Source organism: Arthrobacter sp. B2060 (assembly GCF_059090445.1).
Map to the genome: position 1 here is coordinate 261539 of NZ_JBNHFR010000002.1, position 14493 is coordinate 276031.

The 14493-nt window shown below is 65.0% G+C and carries 15 protein-coding genes and 1 tRNA gene; 11 read left to right on the plus strand and 5 right to left on the minus strand.

Annotation, left to right across the window (positions count from 1 at the left end; genetic code table 11):
* The first annotated feature begins 41 nt into the window (after nucleotides 1-41).
* The 5 genes from AC5RUM_RS05960 (at nucleotide 42) to AC5RUM_RS05980 (ending at nucleotide 4565) form a co-directional block, all read left to right on the plus strand.
* On the plus strand, nucleotides 42-665 hold the full coding sequence (locus AC5RUM_RS05960; protein WP_494034079.1) for a CDP-alcohol phosphatidyltransferase family protein: 624 nt from the start codon (nucleotides 42-44) through the stop codon (nucleotides 663-665).
* On the plus strand, nucleotides 665-1573 hold the full coding sequence (locus tag AC5RUM_RS05965) for a DMT family transporter (protein ID WP_494034080.1): 909 nt from the start codon (nucleotides 665-667) through the stop codon (nucleotides 1571-1573). The genes AC5RUM_RS05960 and AC5RUM_RS05965 overlap by 1 nt, the downstream gene beginning before the upstream one ends.
* Before the next feature lie 111 nt (nucleotides 1574-1684).
* Nucleotides 1685-2881: a glycosyltransferase gene (locus tag AC5RUM_RS05970; RefSeq protein ID WP_494034081.1), complete on the plus strand. Its 1197-nt coding sequence runs from the start codon at nucleotides 1685-1687 to the stop codon at nucleotides 2879-2881.
* A 157-nt stretch (nucleotides 2882-3038) separates the two neighbouring features.
* Nucleotides 3039-3112 (plus strand) — tRNA-Ile (locus AC5RUM_RS05975).
* A gap of 262 nt (nucleotides 3113-3374) precedes the next feature.
* A complete protein-coding gene (locus AC5RUM_RS05980; protein WP_494034082.1) occupies nucleotides 3375-4565 on the plus strand; it encodes an acyl-CoA dehydrogenase family protein in 1191 nt (396 codons plus the stop codon).
* A 2-nt stretch (nucleotides 4566-4567) separates the two neighbouring features.
* Here AC5RUM_RS05980 and AC5RUM_RS05985 read toward each other — a convergent pair whose 3' ends face one another.
* A complete protein-coding gene (locus AC5RUM_RS05985) occupies nucleotides 4568-5149 on the minus strand; it encodes a M23 family metallopeptidase (protein WP_494034083.1) in 582 nt (193 codons plus the stop codon).
* A 416-nt stretch (nucleotides 5150-5565) separates the two neighbouring features.
* Between AC5RUM_RS05985 and rpsB the strand changes: the two genes are divergently transcribed.
* The 6 genes from rpsB to AC5RUM_RS06015 all read left to right on the plus strand — a co-directional run bounded on the left by rpsB (nucleotide 5566) and on the right by AC5RUM_RS06015 (nucleotide 10496).
* A complete protein-coding gene (gene rpsB / locus AC5RUM_RS05990) occupies nucleotides 5566-6444 on the plus strand; it encodes a 30S ribosomal protein S2 (protein ID WP_400577900.1) in 879 nt (292 codons plus the stop codon).
* Nucleotides 6445-6570: 126 nt separating this feature from the next.
* Nucleotides 6571-7407, plus strand: coding sequence for a translation elongation factor Ts (tsf, locus tag AC5RUM_RS05995; RefSeq protein WP_400577898.1), 837 nt, complete (start codon nucleotides 6571-6573; stop codon nucleotides 7405-7407).
* A gap of 125 nt (nucleotides 7408-7532) precedes the next feature.
* Complete coding sequence (gene pyrH, locus AC5RUM_RS06000) at nucleotides 7533-8270, plus strand: UMP kinase (RefSeq protein WP_494034084.1); 738 nt, start codon at nucleotides 7533-7535, stop codon at nucleotides 8268-8270.
* 99 nt (nucleotides 8271-8369) lie between these two features.
* Nucleotides 8370-8927, plus strand: coding sequence for a ribosome recycling factor (gene frr, locus AC5RUM_RS06005; protein WP_205654474.1), 558 nt, complete (start codon nucleotides 8370-8372; stop codon nucleotides 8925-8927).
* Nucleotides 8927-9850 (plus strand): phosphatidate cytidylyltransferase, encoded by a 924-nt coding sequence (locus tag AC5RUM_RS06010; RefSeq protein WP_494034085.1) that lies wholly within the window; start codon nucleotides 8927-8929, stop codon nucleotides 9848-9850. Before frr ends, AC5RUM_RS06010 begins: the two co-directional genes overlap by 1 nt.
* Before the next feature lie 58 nt (nucleotides 9851-9908).
* Nucleotides 9909-10496 carry a DivIVA domain-containing protein gene (locus tag AC5RUM_RS06015; RefSeq protein WP_494034217.1) on the plus strand — a complete coding sequence of 196 codons (588 nt, stop codon included), beginning with the start codon at nucleotides 9909-9911 and terminating at the stop codon, nucleotides 10494-10496.
* Nucleotides 10497-10582: 86 nt separating this feature from the next.
* On the opposite strand, the gene AC5RUM_RS06020 is transcribed toward AC5RUM_RS06015, so the two are convergent.
* From AC5RUM_RS06020 to AC5RUM_RS06035, 4 genes are all read right to left on the minus strand, one after another.
* Nucleotides 10583-12061, minus strand: coding sequence for a sodium/solute symporter (locus AC5RUM_RS06020; protein ID WP_494034086.1), 1479 nt, complete (start codon nucleotides 12059-12061; stop codon nucleotides 10583-10585).
* 7 nt (nucleotides 12062-12068) lie between these two features.
* Complete coding sequence (locus tag AC5RUM_RS06025; protein WP_494034087.1) at nucleotides 12069-12416, minus strand: DUF485 domain-containing protein; 348 nt, start codon at nucleotides 12414-12416, stop codon at nucleotides 12069-12071.
* Nucleotides 12413-13132, minus strand: a complete 720-nt coding sequence (locus tag AC5RUM_RS06030; RefSeq protein ID WP_494034088.1) for a LytR/AlgR family response regulator transcription factor — start codon at nucleotides 13130-13132, stop codon at nucleotides 12413-12415. Before AC5RUM_RS06030 ends, AC5RUM_RS06025 begins: the two co-directional genes overlap by 4 nt.
* 75 nt (nucleotides 13133-13207) lie before the next feature.
* Complete coding sequence (locus AC5RUM_RS06035; RefSeq protein ID WP_494034089.1) at nucleotides 13208-14398, minus strand: sensor histidine kinase; 1191 nt, start codon at nucleotides 14396-14398, stop codon at nucleotides 13208-13210.
* Between the last annotated feature and the right edge of the window lie 95 nt (nucleotides 14399-14493).

Here is a 14493-nt window from a genome sequence, read left to right on the forward strand (position 1 = left end):
TCTGACAGGAAGACGCCCCCGGCGGAGGAGAGGGGGACCGGATGAGGTTCATCGGCGCTGGTTCCCGCCCGGGCCAGCCGCACGTCGATCGTGACCTGATCTTCACTGTCCCCAATTTCCTCACGGTATTGCGCTTCATGGGCGTGCCGATCTTCATCTGGCTGGTGCTGGCGCAAAAAGAATATGGGTACGCCGTGCTGGTGCTGGCAATCATGGGAAGTACGGACTGGGTGGACGGCTACGTTGCCCGCCGGTTCAATCAGGCGTCCAAGCTTGGCAGGGTCATGGACCCCATCGCCGACAGGATCGCCCTGCTCGCCGTTGCCGTGACGCTTGTCATCGCGGGAGTGGTCCACTGGTGGTACCTTGCGGCGCTCGTCATTCCGGACGCCGTGCTGCTTGCGATGTCGCTCTTCTACTTCCACAGCCATCCGGGTCTTCCGGTCAGCCTGATCGGGAAGGTACGCACCGGCCTGCTGCTGCTGGGCACGCCGCTCCTGGTGCTCTCGAAACTGGACTTTCCGTTGGCCGGTGCCTGTTTCGTTGCTGCGTGGATCGTGCTCGGGCTGGGGCTGATCGGCCATTGGGTGGCGGCCTACAACTATTTCTGGGCCATCCGCCGCAAGGGCAAACTGCTGGCCACCGGCGACGACGGGGGCAGCTGATGGTGTGGCTTGCGGTTTTCCTGGCCGTCCTGGGCGCATTTTGCCTGGCCTTCGGCGCCCAGCGCCAGGGGAGCGCCGTCAAGGCAGATACAGGCGGGCTGGCCCTGAGTTCCAACGGATTCCTGCGCCTCCTGCGGAATCCCCGGTGGGTGTTCGGGCTCCTGCTGCTGTGCATGGGTATGGGCCTGAACGCTGTTGCGCTCGTGACCGCCCCGCTGACGGTGGTGCAGCCGATCGGTGCCATCGCGCTGGTGATCACTACCGTGGTCAATGCCAAGGACCAGGGGTTGAGCATCAACCGGGCCACGGTGGTGGCCATCTCAGCCTGCGTCACCGGTTCTGCGCTGTTCGTCCTGCTCGCCGTCTTTGTCACGCAGGAAACCCACCATGTTAATTCCGACGACGAACTCACCATTGTGCTGCTGCTTGGATTGGCGGTGGGTCTCTTCGGCACGCTGGCGGCCATGTTCAAGCACCGCATGAGTGCCTTCATCTACATTCTTGGGGCCGGGGTGCTGTTCGGCTTCGTGGCGGTCCTGACCCGCATCATCGGCAAGCACCTGCTCGATCCCAACGGCCTGGCCTTCCTGAATGTCCCGTGGTATTCCGTGGTCGCCATTGTGGCGGCCGGAGGGCTCGGATCCTGGTTCGTGCAGAGTGCGTACTCCACGGGGCCGCCGGATCTGGTCATCGCAGGGCTGACTGTGATCGACCCGATTGTGGGCATTGCGATCGGCATCGCTATCCTCGGTGAGTTGCGGCCTGACGTCCACGCCGTGATGGCGATAGCCATGGGTACAGCCGCAACGCTTGCTATCGTGGGGGTAATCGCCCTCTCCCGGCACCACCCCGAGGTGACCAAACGGAAGAAAGACGCTCGGAAAGCCGCGGGCAGGGCGTCCCACTAGCCGACTTTTCCAAAGCGGGCCAGGCGCGAACGTGCCAGCGCTATATGTGCCAGTGCCAGCCGGTGTGGACAGCTACAGCTGACCGCGCCGTGACCCCCAGGAGCTCTCCACGTGACCATGCCCGATGCCCAGCGCCCACTGACCGTCCTGATTGCCGCCGACACCTATCCGCCGCATGTCAACGGGGCCGCCCAGTTCGGCTACCGGCTGGCGAAGGGCATGACCGGCCGCGGCCACAACGTCCACGTCCTGGCCTGCCGTCAGGACAAAGGCAAGAGCTTCACCGAGTTCCGCGCGGAAGCCACCGTCCACCGCCTTCGCTCACACGGCGTCTTCACGCACGAGTATTTCCGGATCTGCTTTCCCTGGGAGATCAAGAAGGAAATCAGCCTCCTCTTCGACAAGGTCCAGCCGGACGTGGTGCACATCCAAAGCCACTACATGATTGGCGAGCATGTGCTGTACGAGGCACTGAAGCGTGGTGTCCGGATCGTTGCCACCAACCACTTCATGCCGGAAAACCTCAACCCGTTCCTGCCCTTCCCGCAGTGGTTCAAGGACATCATCGGGAAAATTTCCTGGAAGGACATGGGCAAGGTGATGGGCAAGGCCGACGTCGTTACGACGCCCACGCCGCTGGCTGCCAAGGCCATGCACCAGCACGCCTTCCTGCGGAAGGTCCTGCCGCTGTCCAACGGCATTGACTCTGCAGCCTATGAAGTCCAGCCGGACGAAGTTATCGAGCCCCATGCCAACCCTACGGTGCTCTTCGCCGGCCGCCTGGCTGAGGAGAAGCACGTGGACGTGCTGATCAAGGCGGTGGCGGCCACCCCGGCGGATCTGAACGTCCATCTGGAGATCGTGGGCGGCGGGGAGGTACGTCCGGAGCTGGATTCGCTCGTGGAGCGGCTCGGGCTGCAGGAGCGCGTGAAGTTCCTGGGCCTCGCCAGCGACGAGGATCTGCGCAAGGCGTACATCAGGGCAGACATCTTCTGCATGCCGGGGACGGCCGAGCTGCAGTCTCTCGTGACGCTGGAGGCGATGTCCGCGTCGACGCCGGTGCTGCTGGCTGACGCGATGGCGCTTCCGCACCTGGTGCGGGACGGGGAGAATGGCTACCTGTTCACACCCAATGACAGCAACGACCTCGCCCAGAAAATCACCCGGATTCTGCGGTTGCCGGAAGCGGAACGGAAGGCCATGGGCGAGGCGAGCCGCTGCATGGTGGAGCCGCACAGCATCCAGGGAACCCTGCAGACCTTTGAGGATCTGTACCGCGGCGCGAACTACGAGGACAAGGTCGTCTAGGGGAGGGGGTCGTTTTGGGGGAGAGGGCAGTTTAGGAAAGTGCCGCTCAACCGGGGGTGGTCCAAAAGCCGTTCGCCAGTTTGCTAGAGTGTTTTTGCCCCGCAGAGATGGCCCCGGTGTCCCGGCGCCAGGCATGCGGGACACCTCCCAGGTACAAGGGGCTATAGCTCAGCTGGTTAGAGCGCGGGACTCATAATCCTAAGGTCCTCGGTTCAAGTCCGAGTAGCCCTACCTGTTCTGCACAGGAGCCGCGGCCGACGTTTCGACGTCGGCCGCGGCTCCTTGTGTTTTTCGGACGAAATTTGTGGCCATTTAGACGGTTCCTGCACCACTCGATGGTGCGTGACGTCGAGCCTGCAGGGAACCGTCGAAACGGCGGTCAGGGCGACGGCTTTATTTAGCGCGGCAAGTGGAGTATGTTACTCGTCAGTAACATACTTGTGCGCAAGGCCTGAACCTGTCGGGTCACTGCCGATCACCGTGAAGGAATCCCATGTCCAAAACCGCAATCGACATCAACAACCTTCCCTACGCCGACGGCGACTTCTTCGCTTTCGAAGAGCTGCTCGGCAGCAAGGAACAGGACCGGCTGGCTGAGATCCGGCACTTCCTCGCCCGCGAGGTGAAGCCGATCGCCGTGGACTGCTGGAACCGGGGCGAGTTCCCGATGGAGCTGATTCCCAAGCTGGCTGAGATCGATCTCGTCAGCCCGGTGCGGCGCCAGGGCCATTCGAACCTCTTCGCCGGCATTGTCCATGCTGAAGTCACCCGTGCCGACACCTCGATTGCCACCTTCATGGGCGTTCACGACGGTCTGTTCACCGGGTCCATCGAAGCACTCGCATCGCGCGAGCAGCAGGACGCCTGGCTGCCCGATATCTACTCCCTTAGGAAGATCGGCGCCTTCGGCCTGACGGAGCCGCTGGGCGGCTCTGACGTCGCCGGCGGCACGCGCACCACGGCCAGGCGCGAGGGCGACCAGTGGATTCTCAACGGCGCCAAGCGCTGGATTGGCAATGCCACGTTTTCGGATTGGGTGGTCATCTATGCACGGGATCTCGCCGACAACCAGGTGAAGGGGTTCCTCGTAGACACGACCCTCCCCGGGTTCAGTGCCACCAAGATTGAGAACAAGATCTCACTGCGTACGGTCCAGAACGCGGACATCACCCTCCAGGATGTGGCCGTTCCGGACTTCTTCAAGCTGGCCCATGCCAATAGCTTCCGGGACACGAACAAAGTCCTCAAAGTCACGCGCCTCGCCGTGGCCTGGCAGGCTGTGGGCCAGCAGTTGGCCGCGTTCGACGTGGCCCGCCGCTACGCCGTTGAGCGCCACCAGTTCGGACGCCCGCTCGCGTCCTTCCAGCTGGTCCAAAGCCAGCTAGTACAGATACTGGGAAATGCCGTGAGCTCAATGGGCATGATGGTCCGCCTTTCCCAGCTGGAAGATGCCGGAGACGCCAAGGACGAACAATCGGCGCTGGCCAAGGCCTTCACCACCGCGCGGATGCGCGAGAGCGTGGCGATCGGCCGAAGCCTGCTGGGCGGAAACGGGATCGTGACCGACTTCGAGATGGCCAAGATCTTCGCCGATGCCGAGGCCATTTACTCCTACGAAGGCACGCACGAGGTGAACACCCTGGTCACAGGACGCGCAGTCACCGGCGTCTCTGCCATCGTCTAGGCTCAATCGCCGTACAGCGGCAGCAGGACGGATGGCCTGAGATCCAGAACAAATTCGAGCGGATTCAGGTATTCGTCACCGCGGCGCACGCCCCAGTGAACACATGGTGTGGCTCCGCAGTGTCCCATGACCACTGCACCCAGGACGTCTCCCTTGGCTACGGCGTCGCCTTTTGCCAGGCTGCTGCGCACGGGTTCGAAGCTGCTGCGCAGGCCATTGCCATGGTCAATGGTGATGACCGGCCGGTCCACCACCACGCCGACGAAGCTGACGGTGCCGGACTCCGGCGAGGTGACCGGGGCGCCGTCGGACGCTGCCTTCAGGTCCACGCCGCGGTGGCCGCTCATCCACGGCTTGTCCGGCGGGTCGAAAGGCCGCAGGGCTGGCGGTCTCGGGGCAAGCGGCCAGCTCCACGACGGCGCCGCAGGCGCAGCGTAGGCCGCGCCCAGCTCTTCCTGCAGCGCTGATGGCGCAGCTGATGACGCAGCTGATGACGACGCCGTCGGTACTGCTGGCGGCGGTGCCGACGGGGCGGCGGCCATGGCGGCGAGCAAGAGAACGGCCGGGAGCGCATGGGTCTTCATCCCTCCAGCCTGGCGGTGCGGCCGTGCCACGAGAACCCGCCTCAGTGGCTATGTGGAAAACCCGTTATCGGCGGGAAGAATGGTCCGGAAGCAGGGGAGCGCTGTAGTACACTTGACGGAGCAGTTTGCTGTGCCCTCAACGCATTCCAATCCCTTGGGTAGCGTCAGCACGCCCCATTCAGGAGTGCGGGGGAACGGCAGCTGACTACGCGCATCCAGCCCTCCACCACCGGAAGCCTTAGGTTCCCGGAGGAGGATTGTGCCTCTTGCGGTCCGGGCCAACAGCCCGGATGAGAGGTGCAATGGATGCCAGGAGCGTCGCCCGCCGTGGGCGAAGCTAATAACCGTCAACTATTGGCAGGGTAAGAGTGGCCTCCGGGTGCTCTCATGAATGACCTGCCGGAAGGAGCGTCGGCATGCCCGTCGTAACCATGCGCCAGCTGCTTGACAGCGGCGTCCACTTTGGACACCAGACCCGCCGTTGGAACCCGAAGATGAAGCGCTTCATCTTCACGGAGCGCAACGGCATCTACATCATTGACCTCCAGCAGTCGCTGTCCTACATCGACCGCGCCTACGAGTTCGTCAAGGCCACTGTTGCACACGGCGGCACCGTACTCTTCGTCGGCACCAAGAAGCAGGCCCAGGAAGCAATTGCCGAGCAGGCAACCCGTGTTGGCCAGCCGTACGTCAACCAGCGTTGGCTCGGCGGTATGCTGACCAACTTCCAGACGGTTGCCAAGCGTATCCAGCGCATGAAGGAACTCGAAGAGATCGACTTCGACGACGTCGCCGGTTCCGCTTACACCAAGAAGGAACTGCTGCTCCTCCGCCGCGAACTCACCAAGCTTGAGTCCAACCTCGGCGGTATCCGCAACCTCACCAAGGCACCGTCCGTGCTGTGGATCGTGGACACCAAGAAGGAGCACCTGGCTGTTGACGAGGCCAAGAAGCTGAACATCCCGGTTGTGGCCATCCTGGACACCAACTGCGACCCGGACGAAGTCGACTTCCCGATCCCGGGCAACGACGACGCCATCCGCTCCGTGAACCTCCTGACCCGCGTTGTTGCCGACGCCGTTGCCGAGGGTTTGATCGCCCGCAACCAGCGCGCAACCGGTACCACCGAGACTCCGGAAGAGCCGCTGGCCGAGTGGGAGCGCGAACTCCTCGAGGGCAGCAAGGCTGAGGCTGCTGCCGCTGAAGCTCCGGCTGCTGAGGCACCCGCCGCTGAGGCTGCTCCGGCTGCAGAGGAAGCCCCGGCTGCTGCCGAGGCTACCGACGCCGACAAGTAAACAACTCCACCGGGATTTCCCGGCGCTCTTGAGCGCCGGGGCAACTGACAGGATGGCGGCTCACCACGTGGGCTGCCGTCCTGTCAGTCCGTACACCACATAAATTTTCTAGACAGAGGGGTTCACATGGCGAACTACACTGCCGCTGATATCAAGGCTCTGCGCGAGCGCACGGGCGCCGGCATGATGGATGTCAAGAAGGCTCTCGACGAAGCCAACGGCGACGCCGAGAAGGCGATCGAGATCATTCGCATCAAGGGCCTGAAGGGCGCCACCAAGCGTGAAGGCCGCTCCACGGCCGAAGGCCTGGTTGCTGCGAAGGTCGACGGCAACGTCGGCGTAATGATCGAGGTCAACTGCGAGACCGACTTCGTCGCCAAGGCTGACAAGTTCATCCAGCTCGCCGACAAGGTCCTGGCCGTCGCAGTCGAGTCCGGTGCCGCCGACCTCGAGACCCTGCTTGCCACAGACGTGGACGGCAAGCCGCTGTCCGAGGTTGTTGTCGAAGAGGGCGCGGTCCTCGGCGAGAAGGTAGTGGTCCGCCGCATCTCCCGCATCGAGGGCGCCACGGTCGACGCCTACCTGCACAAGACCTCCAAGGACCTCCCGGCCCAGGTCGGTGTCCTGTTCGCTGTTGACGGCGAAGGCGAAGCTGCTGCCACCGCAGCCCACGACGTTGCTGTGCACATCGCCGCCATGGCCCCGAACTACCTCTCCCGCGAGGACGTTCCGGCTGAACTGGTCGAGTCCGAGCGCCGCATCGCCGAGGAGACCGCCAAGGCTGAGGGCAAGCCCGAAGCCGCCATGACCAAGATCGTGGAAGGCCGCGTTACGGGCTTCTACAAGGGTGAGGTCCTCGTTGACCAGGCCTTCGCCAAGGATGCCAAGAAGTCTGTGGCCCAGGTCCTCGAAGAGGCCGGCGTCAAGGGAACAGCTTTCACGCGTTTCCGCGTCGGTTCCTAGTCAAACAAGCAATGGGGTGGTCACTTCGGTGGCCGCCCCTTTTGCATGCACCGGCCAGGGCGGAATATGAGCTTTGGCCGCTCAGCACGATAATCTTTGCTCAGAACCACCAACCGGAAGGCATCATGGAAGCCGACAATACTTCAGTCCAGTCAGAGAAGAGCAGGCGCCGGGTCCTCCTTAAGCTGTCCGGTGAGGTCTTCGGCGGCGGCAAGCTGGGAGTCGACCCGGACACCGTCCGGGCAGTCTCCAAGCAGATCGCCGCAGCCATACCCGAGGTCGAGGTCGCCATTGTGGTGGGCGGAGGCAACTTCTTCCGCGGTGCCGAACTGTCCCAGAGCGGCATGGACCGCTCACGCGCTGACTACATGGGCATGCTCGGAACTGTCATGAACTGCCTCGCCCTGCAGGACTTCCTGGAGCAGGCGGGCGTTGAGACCCGTGTCCAGAGCGCCATCACCATGGGGCAGGTGGCCGAGGCCTACATTCCCCGCCGCGCCATCCGCCACATGGAGAAGAACCGCGTGGTCATCTTCGGCGCCGGCGCCGGCCTGCCGTACTTCTCCACAGACACGGTTGCGGCCCAGCGTGCCCTGGAAGTCCACGCAGACGTAGTCCTGATGGCCAAGAGCGGCGTCGACGGCGTGTACACCGCCGACCCGAAGAAGGACCCGGCCGCCGAGAAGCTGGAAAAGCTCAGCTACGACGAAGCCCTCCGCCGGGACATCAGGGTCATGGACCAGACCGCCATGACCATGTGCAAGGACAACAACCTTTCCATGGTGGTGTTCGGCATGGAAGGCGAAGGCAACGTCACCCGGGCCATCCTCGGCGAGCAGCTGGGAACGCTGGTCACCCCCTAGTTACAGCTAGGATATTTCTAGGAAGGTTCCGTCCATCGGGCGGAACCCGGATTGTGAAATGCCCCGGTTCTGCCGGGAACCAATTGCTGAGGAGAGATCGTGATCGAAGAAACCTTGCTCGAAGCCGGGGACAAGATGGACAAGGCGGTTGAGGTAGCCAAGGAAGACTTCGCCTCGATCCGGACCGGCCGGGCAACCCCGGGCCTCTACAACAAGGTGATGGTGGAGTACTACGGCACCCCGACGCCCCTTCAGCAGCTGGCGTCCTTCGCGGTTCCCGATGCACGCACCATCCTCATCACGCCGTATGACAAGACCGCCCTGCGTGACATCGAACGTGCCCTGAGCGATTCCGAGGTCGGCGCCAACCCGTCCAACGACGGAAACGTCATCCGCATCACCATTCCGGAGCTCACCCAGGAGCGCCGCAAGGAATACGTGAAGATCGTGAAGTCCAAAGGTGAGGACGCCAAGGTCTCCATCCGCAACATCCGCCGCAAGGCCAAGGAAACCCTGGACCGGCTGGTCAAGGACGGCGAGGCCGGCGAGGATGAAGGCAGCCGTGGTGAAAAGGAACTGGACGCCATCACCAAGCAGCACGTCGACGGCATCGATGAACTGCTGAAGCGCAAGGAAGCAGAGCTGCTCGAAGTCTGATGGGTCAGGCACAGCAGGCCCCCGGAGCGCGGGCCCGATCCCAGACCCGCCAGCCGCGGCCTAACCCCACGCCCGGCGCGGGGCGCAACCTTCCGGCGGCCATCGCCGTCGGGCTTGCCATGCTGTTCGCGGTCCTGGGCGGACTGCTGTTCCTGCCGCTCGGCTTCGTCGCCGTCACCACAACCTTCGCCGTGTTCGGCGTGTGGGAGATCTTCCGCGCCCTGGAAGGCAACGGCACACGGCTGCCCATCGTCCCGGTCATGGTGGGCACCGTGGCGATGCCCTTTGCGGCTTACTTCGGCGGGCTGGAAAGCCTGCTGTTCGCCATGCTGGCCAGCAGCGTGGCCGTTCTCCTGTGGCGTTCCATCGAAAGCGCCACAGGCTCGGCCCGCAGCATCTTCGCGGGGGTCTTCACGCTCGCCTGGGTGCCCTTCCTGATAAGCTTCTCGGCCCTGCCGCTCCATGTCGCGGGCGGTGTGACTCCTGTCGGCCCGTGGCCGGGAGGAACGGTGCCGGAGGGCGCCTGGCAGGTGATCATCCTGCTGCTGCTCGTGGTTTCCAACGATACCTTCGGCTATATTGTGGGGGCCTCATTGGGCAAGCACCCCATGGCTCCAAAGATCAGCCCGAAGAAATCGTGGGAGGGATTTGCGGGGTCCATTGCCGGAGCGATGCTCATCGGCGTCCTGGCCTGCACGTTCGTGCTGGGAAAGCCGTGGTGGGTGGGCGTCGTTCTTGCCGTGGGGATGGTGGCGTCTGCCACCGCGGGTGACCTCGCGGAATCCATGGTCAAGCGCGAGCTCGGCGTGAAGGACATGAGCAGCATTCTTCCGGGGCATGGCGGGGTCATGGACCGGCTGGACTCCATTGTGTTTGCCTCCCCGGTGGCTTATCTCCTCTTCGTCCTCGTTTCCGGAGCCTGACAACCGCCCGCCATAGAATGTTGCGGTTACAACGCAGCTGAAAAGCACCGAAGGATACATAGTGAGAGTGGACAACCAGCGGCACATTCCGGCCGCTTTCGAGCGCGTGCCCCGCAACGAATACGGCTACAACGCCAAGCAGGTGGACCAGTTCCTGCAACGGGCGCGCGTTTCCCTGGAATCACCCGACACCGCCGCCCACCCCATCAAAAGCTTCGACGTCCGCGCGGTGTCCTTTGACCCGGTTAAAGGCGGCTATTCCGCCACGACGGTGGACGCGGCACTGGACCGTCTCGAAGATGCCTTTGCCCGCCGTGAGCGGGACGAACTCATCGCCGAGCAGGGGGAGGAGGCGTGGCTGCGGCAGATCGGGCAGCTGTCGGCCACCCTGCGGGGACGCCTGCACCGGCCCGACGGGGAGCGGTTCCGCCGCCCGGCCGGGAAGAAGACCCGCAGCTACAACACCAAGGACGTGGACAGGCTGTGCGTGGACCTCATTGGCTACCTTGAGGAGGACAAGCCGCTTAGCGTGGACAACGTCCGGCGCGCCGTGTTCCGTCCGGCGGTGGGCCAGGCCGGGTACGAGGAAACCCAGGTGGATGCCTTCCTGGACCGCGTGATCGAGCTGATGGCCGCCATCGACTGACCACGCAGACTGACTAAGCGCACGGCTTCGCCTGACACGCACACGCAGGCTGGCTACGCGGACCACCGATAGGGCCGCCGGCCGCCTCAGCGCCGCGTCATGTCAGCGCCTGTGGCCAGCGGTCTTTCGGGCGTGTGGAGCCTGGTCATCACCTTCGTGATCGTGCGGGGGACCCGTGACTTCGTGGCCCGTGACGTCAGCACCATGACGGCGAATGCGGCCGGCACCGTCCAAGCAGCCGGCTGGGCCAGCCAGAAGGGCGTGCCGGCACCGAGCACGGTGCCCGCCACCATGGCGCCGCCGCACAGCAGGCCGCCGGTCGTCATGCCCGCGATAGCGCCGGCGTCGGTCAGTCCCCGCCACCAGATGCCCAGCAGCAGTACCGGACAGATGGTGGAGGCTGTAAAAGCGAAGACCAGGCCGACGCTGCCGGCCAGGGCCAGTGAGTCCGTCATGAACGCCAGGCCCAGCGGGACCGCCGCGGAAACGAGCGCAGCGAGCCGGAAGCCGCGGACGCTGCCTCCCAGCACATCCTGGCTGATCACGCCGGCGAGCGACACCACGAGCCCCGAGGTCGTGGACAGGAACGCAGCAAAGGCGCCGGCCACCACGAGTGCGGAGAGCAGTTCGCCGCCCGGTCCGCCGATGAGCCGTCCCGGCAGCAGCAGGACGAGAGCGTCGGCCTGCCCGGCCTGGGCAAGGCCCGGCGCAAACATACGCCCGGCGAGACCGTAGGCAGTGGGGAAAAGGTAGAAGACGGACAGCAGGCCCAGCACTATGAGCGTGGTTCTCCGGGCCGACTGCCCGTCCGGATTCGTGTAGAAGCGGACCAGCACGTGCGGCAGCCCGAGCGTTCCGAACAGCAGGGCAACCAGCAGCGAGATGTTCTGGTACGGGCCGGCGGGTGCCAGCCCGGTGGGGTTCGCAGCAGCCGCGGCCACGGCGGGGGAATTGTTCTCCGCCAGGACAAGGACGATGAAAATGAAAGGCACGGCCAGTGCGGTGAGCTTGAGCCAGTACTGGAAGGCCTGAACGAACGTGATGGAGCGCATCCCGCCTGCCACGACGGTCAGGCTCACCACCACCACGACGGCGGTGGACCCCACCCATGAGGGCAGGCCCGTTGTGGTCCGGATTGTGAGGGCCGCGCCGTGCAGCTGGGGGACGATGTACAACCAGCCCACAATGACCACCGCGAGGCTGGTCACCCGCCGGACGGCACGGGAATCCAGCCGGGACTCGGTGAAATCGGGAATGGTGTAGGCCCCCGAGCGGCGGAGCGGGGCGGCCACGAACAGCAGGAGCATCAGGTATCCGGCGGTGTAGCCCACAGGGAACCACAGCGCATCGGTGCCGGACAGCAGGATGAGTCCGGCCACGCCCAGGAAGCTCGCAGCGGACAGGTACTCTCCGCCGATTGCCGATGCATTCCACCACGGCGGGACCGTGCGCGAGGCCACATAGAAGTCGCCGGTGGTTCGGGAAATCCTCAGTCCGTAGAAGCCGATGACCGCGGTGGCGACCGTTACCGCCGCAAAAGCCGCGATCCCGACGGCCGGGTTCACCGGCCCCTCACCTGTCCCCTGCGAGGTCGCGGTAGCGGGCCTCGTTCCGCGCGGCACTTCGGATGTACAGCCAGGCACTGATCCCCATCACGGGGTAGATGCCGGCGCCGAGCAGCAGCCAGTCGAGGGGAATGCCGGCGATCCGCGACTCCGCCAGCCCCGGGATGGCAGCCAGGAGCGGAAACGCCCCCAGGACCAGCAGGAAACCGCCTGCCACCACGATGGCAAGCCGGAGCTGGGAGCGGATCAGGGACCGGACGAAGACCTGCCCCACTGCGGATTCCTCTGCCGCTTCCCGGGACTCCATGGCAGGCCGCGCCGCGGAGCGCGGAGCGGTAACCCTCACCCGTGTCATGCCTGCGGCCTGATCCGGGTGGCCTCCAGTTTCTCCCGCACGGACGGCAGGTGCCGGCGGCTGATCGGCAGTTCGGCCGCTTCCACCGTGACGCTGGGACGCACGGCTGCCAGCTTCAGGTGCGAGACGTGGGACAGGGAGATGAGATAGGAACGGTGCGTGCGGATGAACCCGGCGTCCGCCCACTGCTGTTCCAGGTCTGCCAGCGGAACCCGGATCAGGTAACTGGCGTCGGCGGTGTGGAGCCTCGCATAGTCGCCCTGCGCCTGGACGTAGGTGACGTCGTCGCGCCTGATCATTTTCGTGGTGCCGCCCTGGTCCACGGTGATCATCTCCGGTGCGGGGCCGCCGTCGCCGATCAGCTCGCTGATCCGCCCCACGGAGCGGGCCAGACGCTCGGCGCGGACCGGTTTCAGGAGGTAGTCCACCGCCGCCAGCTCAAACGCCTCAAGCGCGCAGTCGTCGTCGGCGGTGACAAAAACGACGGCGGGCGGGCGGCTGCTGCGGGAAATCACCGCCGCGACCTCCAGCCCGGAGACAGCCGGCATGTGGATGTCGAGGAAGACGGCGTCCACCGCCTGGGTTTCCAGCGCCCGCAGCGCTTCCGCGCCTGACGAAGCGCGGAGGATAGTGCCGATGCGGTCATCCTTGCCCAGCAGGAAGGCGAGTTCGTCGATGGCTGGCAACTCGTCGTCGGCGACGAGGACGTTAATCATGATTCAAGGTTATCTGCAGGAGTCTGCCCGCCGGGGCTTCTCGCCGTCGTGCCTTCTCAACGTCATGCCGGCGCCTTAGGCGTCGTGTCCGGGCTGGGACTTCGGGACCCGCATGGTGATCAGCGTCCCCTCGCCGGGCGCCGTCTCAATCACCAGGCCGTGATCGTCACCGTAGACCTGGCGCAGGCGTGCATCCACGTTCCGCAGGCCAACGTGTTCCCCGTCCGTGTGTCCGGCGAGCATGGACTGGAGCTGCACCGGATCCATCCCCACGCCGTCGTCCTCGATGGTGACCTCCGCGAACGCGCCCGAATCATTAGCGGTGATGGTGATATGCCCGGGTCCCTCCTTCGCTTCGAGGCCGTGCCGGACGGCATTCTCGACCAGGGGCTGCAGGCTCAGGAACGGAATGACGGTGCTCAGCACCTCGGGAGCGATCCGCAGGCTGACCTGGACCCGTTCACCGAAGCGGGCGCGCTCGAGCAGGAGGTAGCGGTCGATGCACCGCAATTCCTCAGCGAGCGTGGTGAAGTCGCCGTGCCGCCGGAACGAGTAGCGCGTGAAGTCCGCAAACTCCACGACGAGTTCACGCGCCCGGGCCGGGTCAGTGTTGATGAAGGAGGCGATCGCATTCAAGGAGTTGTAAATAAAGTGGGGGCTGATCTGGGCACGCAGTGCCCGCACCTCCGCCTCCATCAGCAGCGTCCGCGACGCATCAAGTTCGGCAAGGTCCACCTGGGCCGCCACCCAGTCGGCCACCTCGCTCGTGGCCCGCACCAGCCCGGCACCGGCCGACGGCGCAAAGGCCGCCACCACGCCCACCACCCGGGACCCGGCGCGGATCGGTGCGATGACCGCGGAACTGACGCGCCCGGCGGTCAGCTCCGGAAACTCCCCGGCGTTTATCACCTGCGTCCGCCCGCCGGCGAGGACATCGGCGGCCAGCGGCATCAGCTGTGGTTTGAGCTCCTCGGCGGCGCCGTCCCACGCCAGCACCCCCGAGATGTCGGTAATGGCCAGGGCGTCGCATCCCAGAAGTCCCCGCAGCTGCCGGCTTGCCTTGGCGGCGCCTGCGGGATTGAGCCCCGTCCGCAGGTGCTGGCCGGCTTTCGATGCCGCATGCAGGGTGTTGTAGGTGGCGCGCTCGGCATCGGTGCCCAGCTCACGGAAGGACCGGAGAACCTTGAGCCCAACGCCCACGACGACGGCAATCGCCAAGGCGATCACCGCAACGGCGGCTGCGGCGTAGAGCGGAGAATCGGGCATGCTGCCCAGCGTATCGCGTGCCGTTTGGCGCAGCATCGCCACCGCTAGGCGCCCGGGGGCCCGCAAATACTGGAACCGTGCCCCGGGGTGGAGCA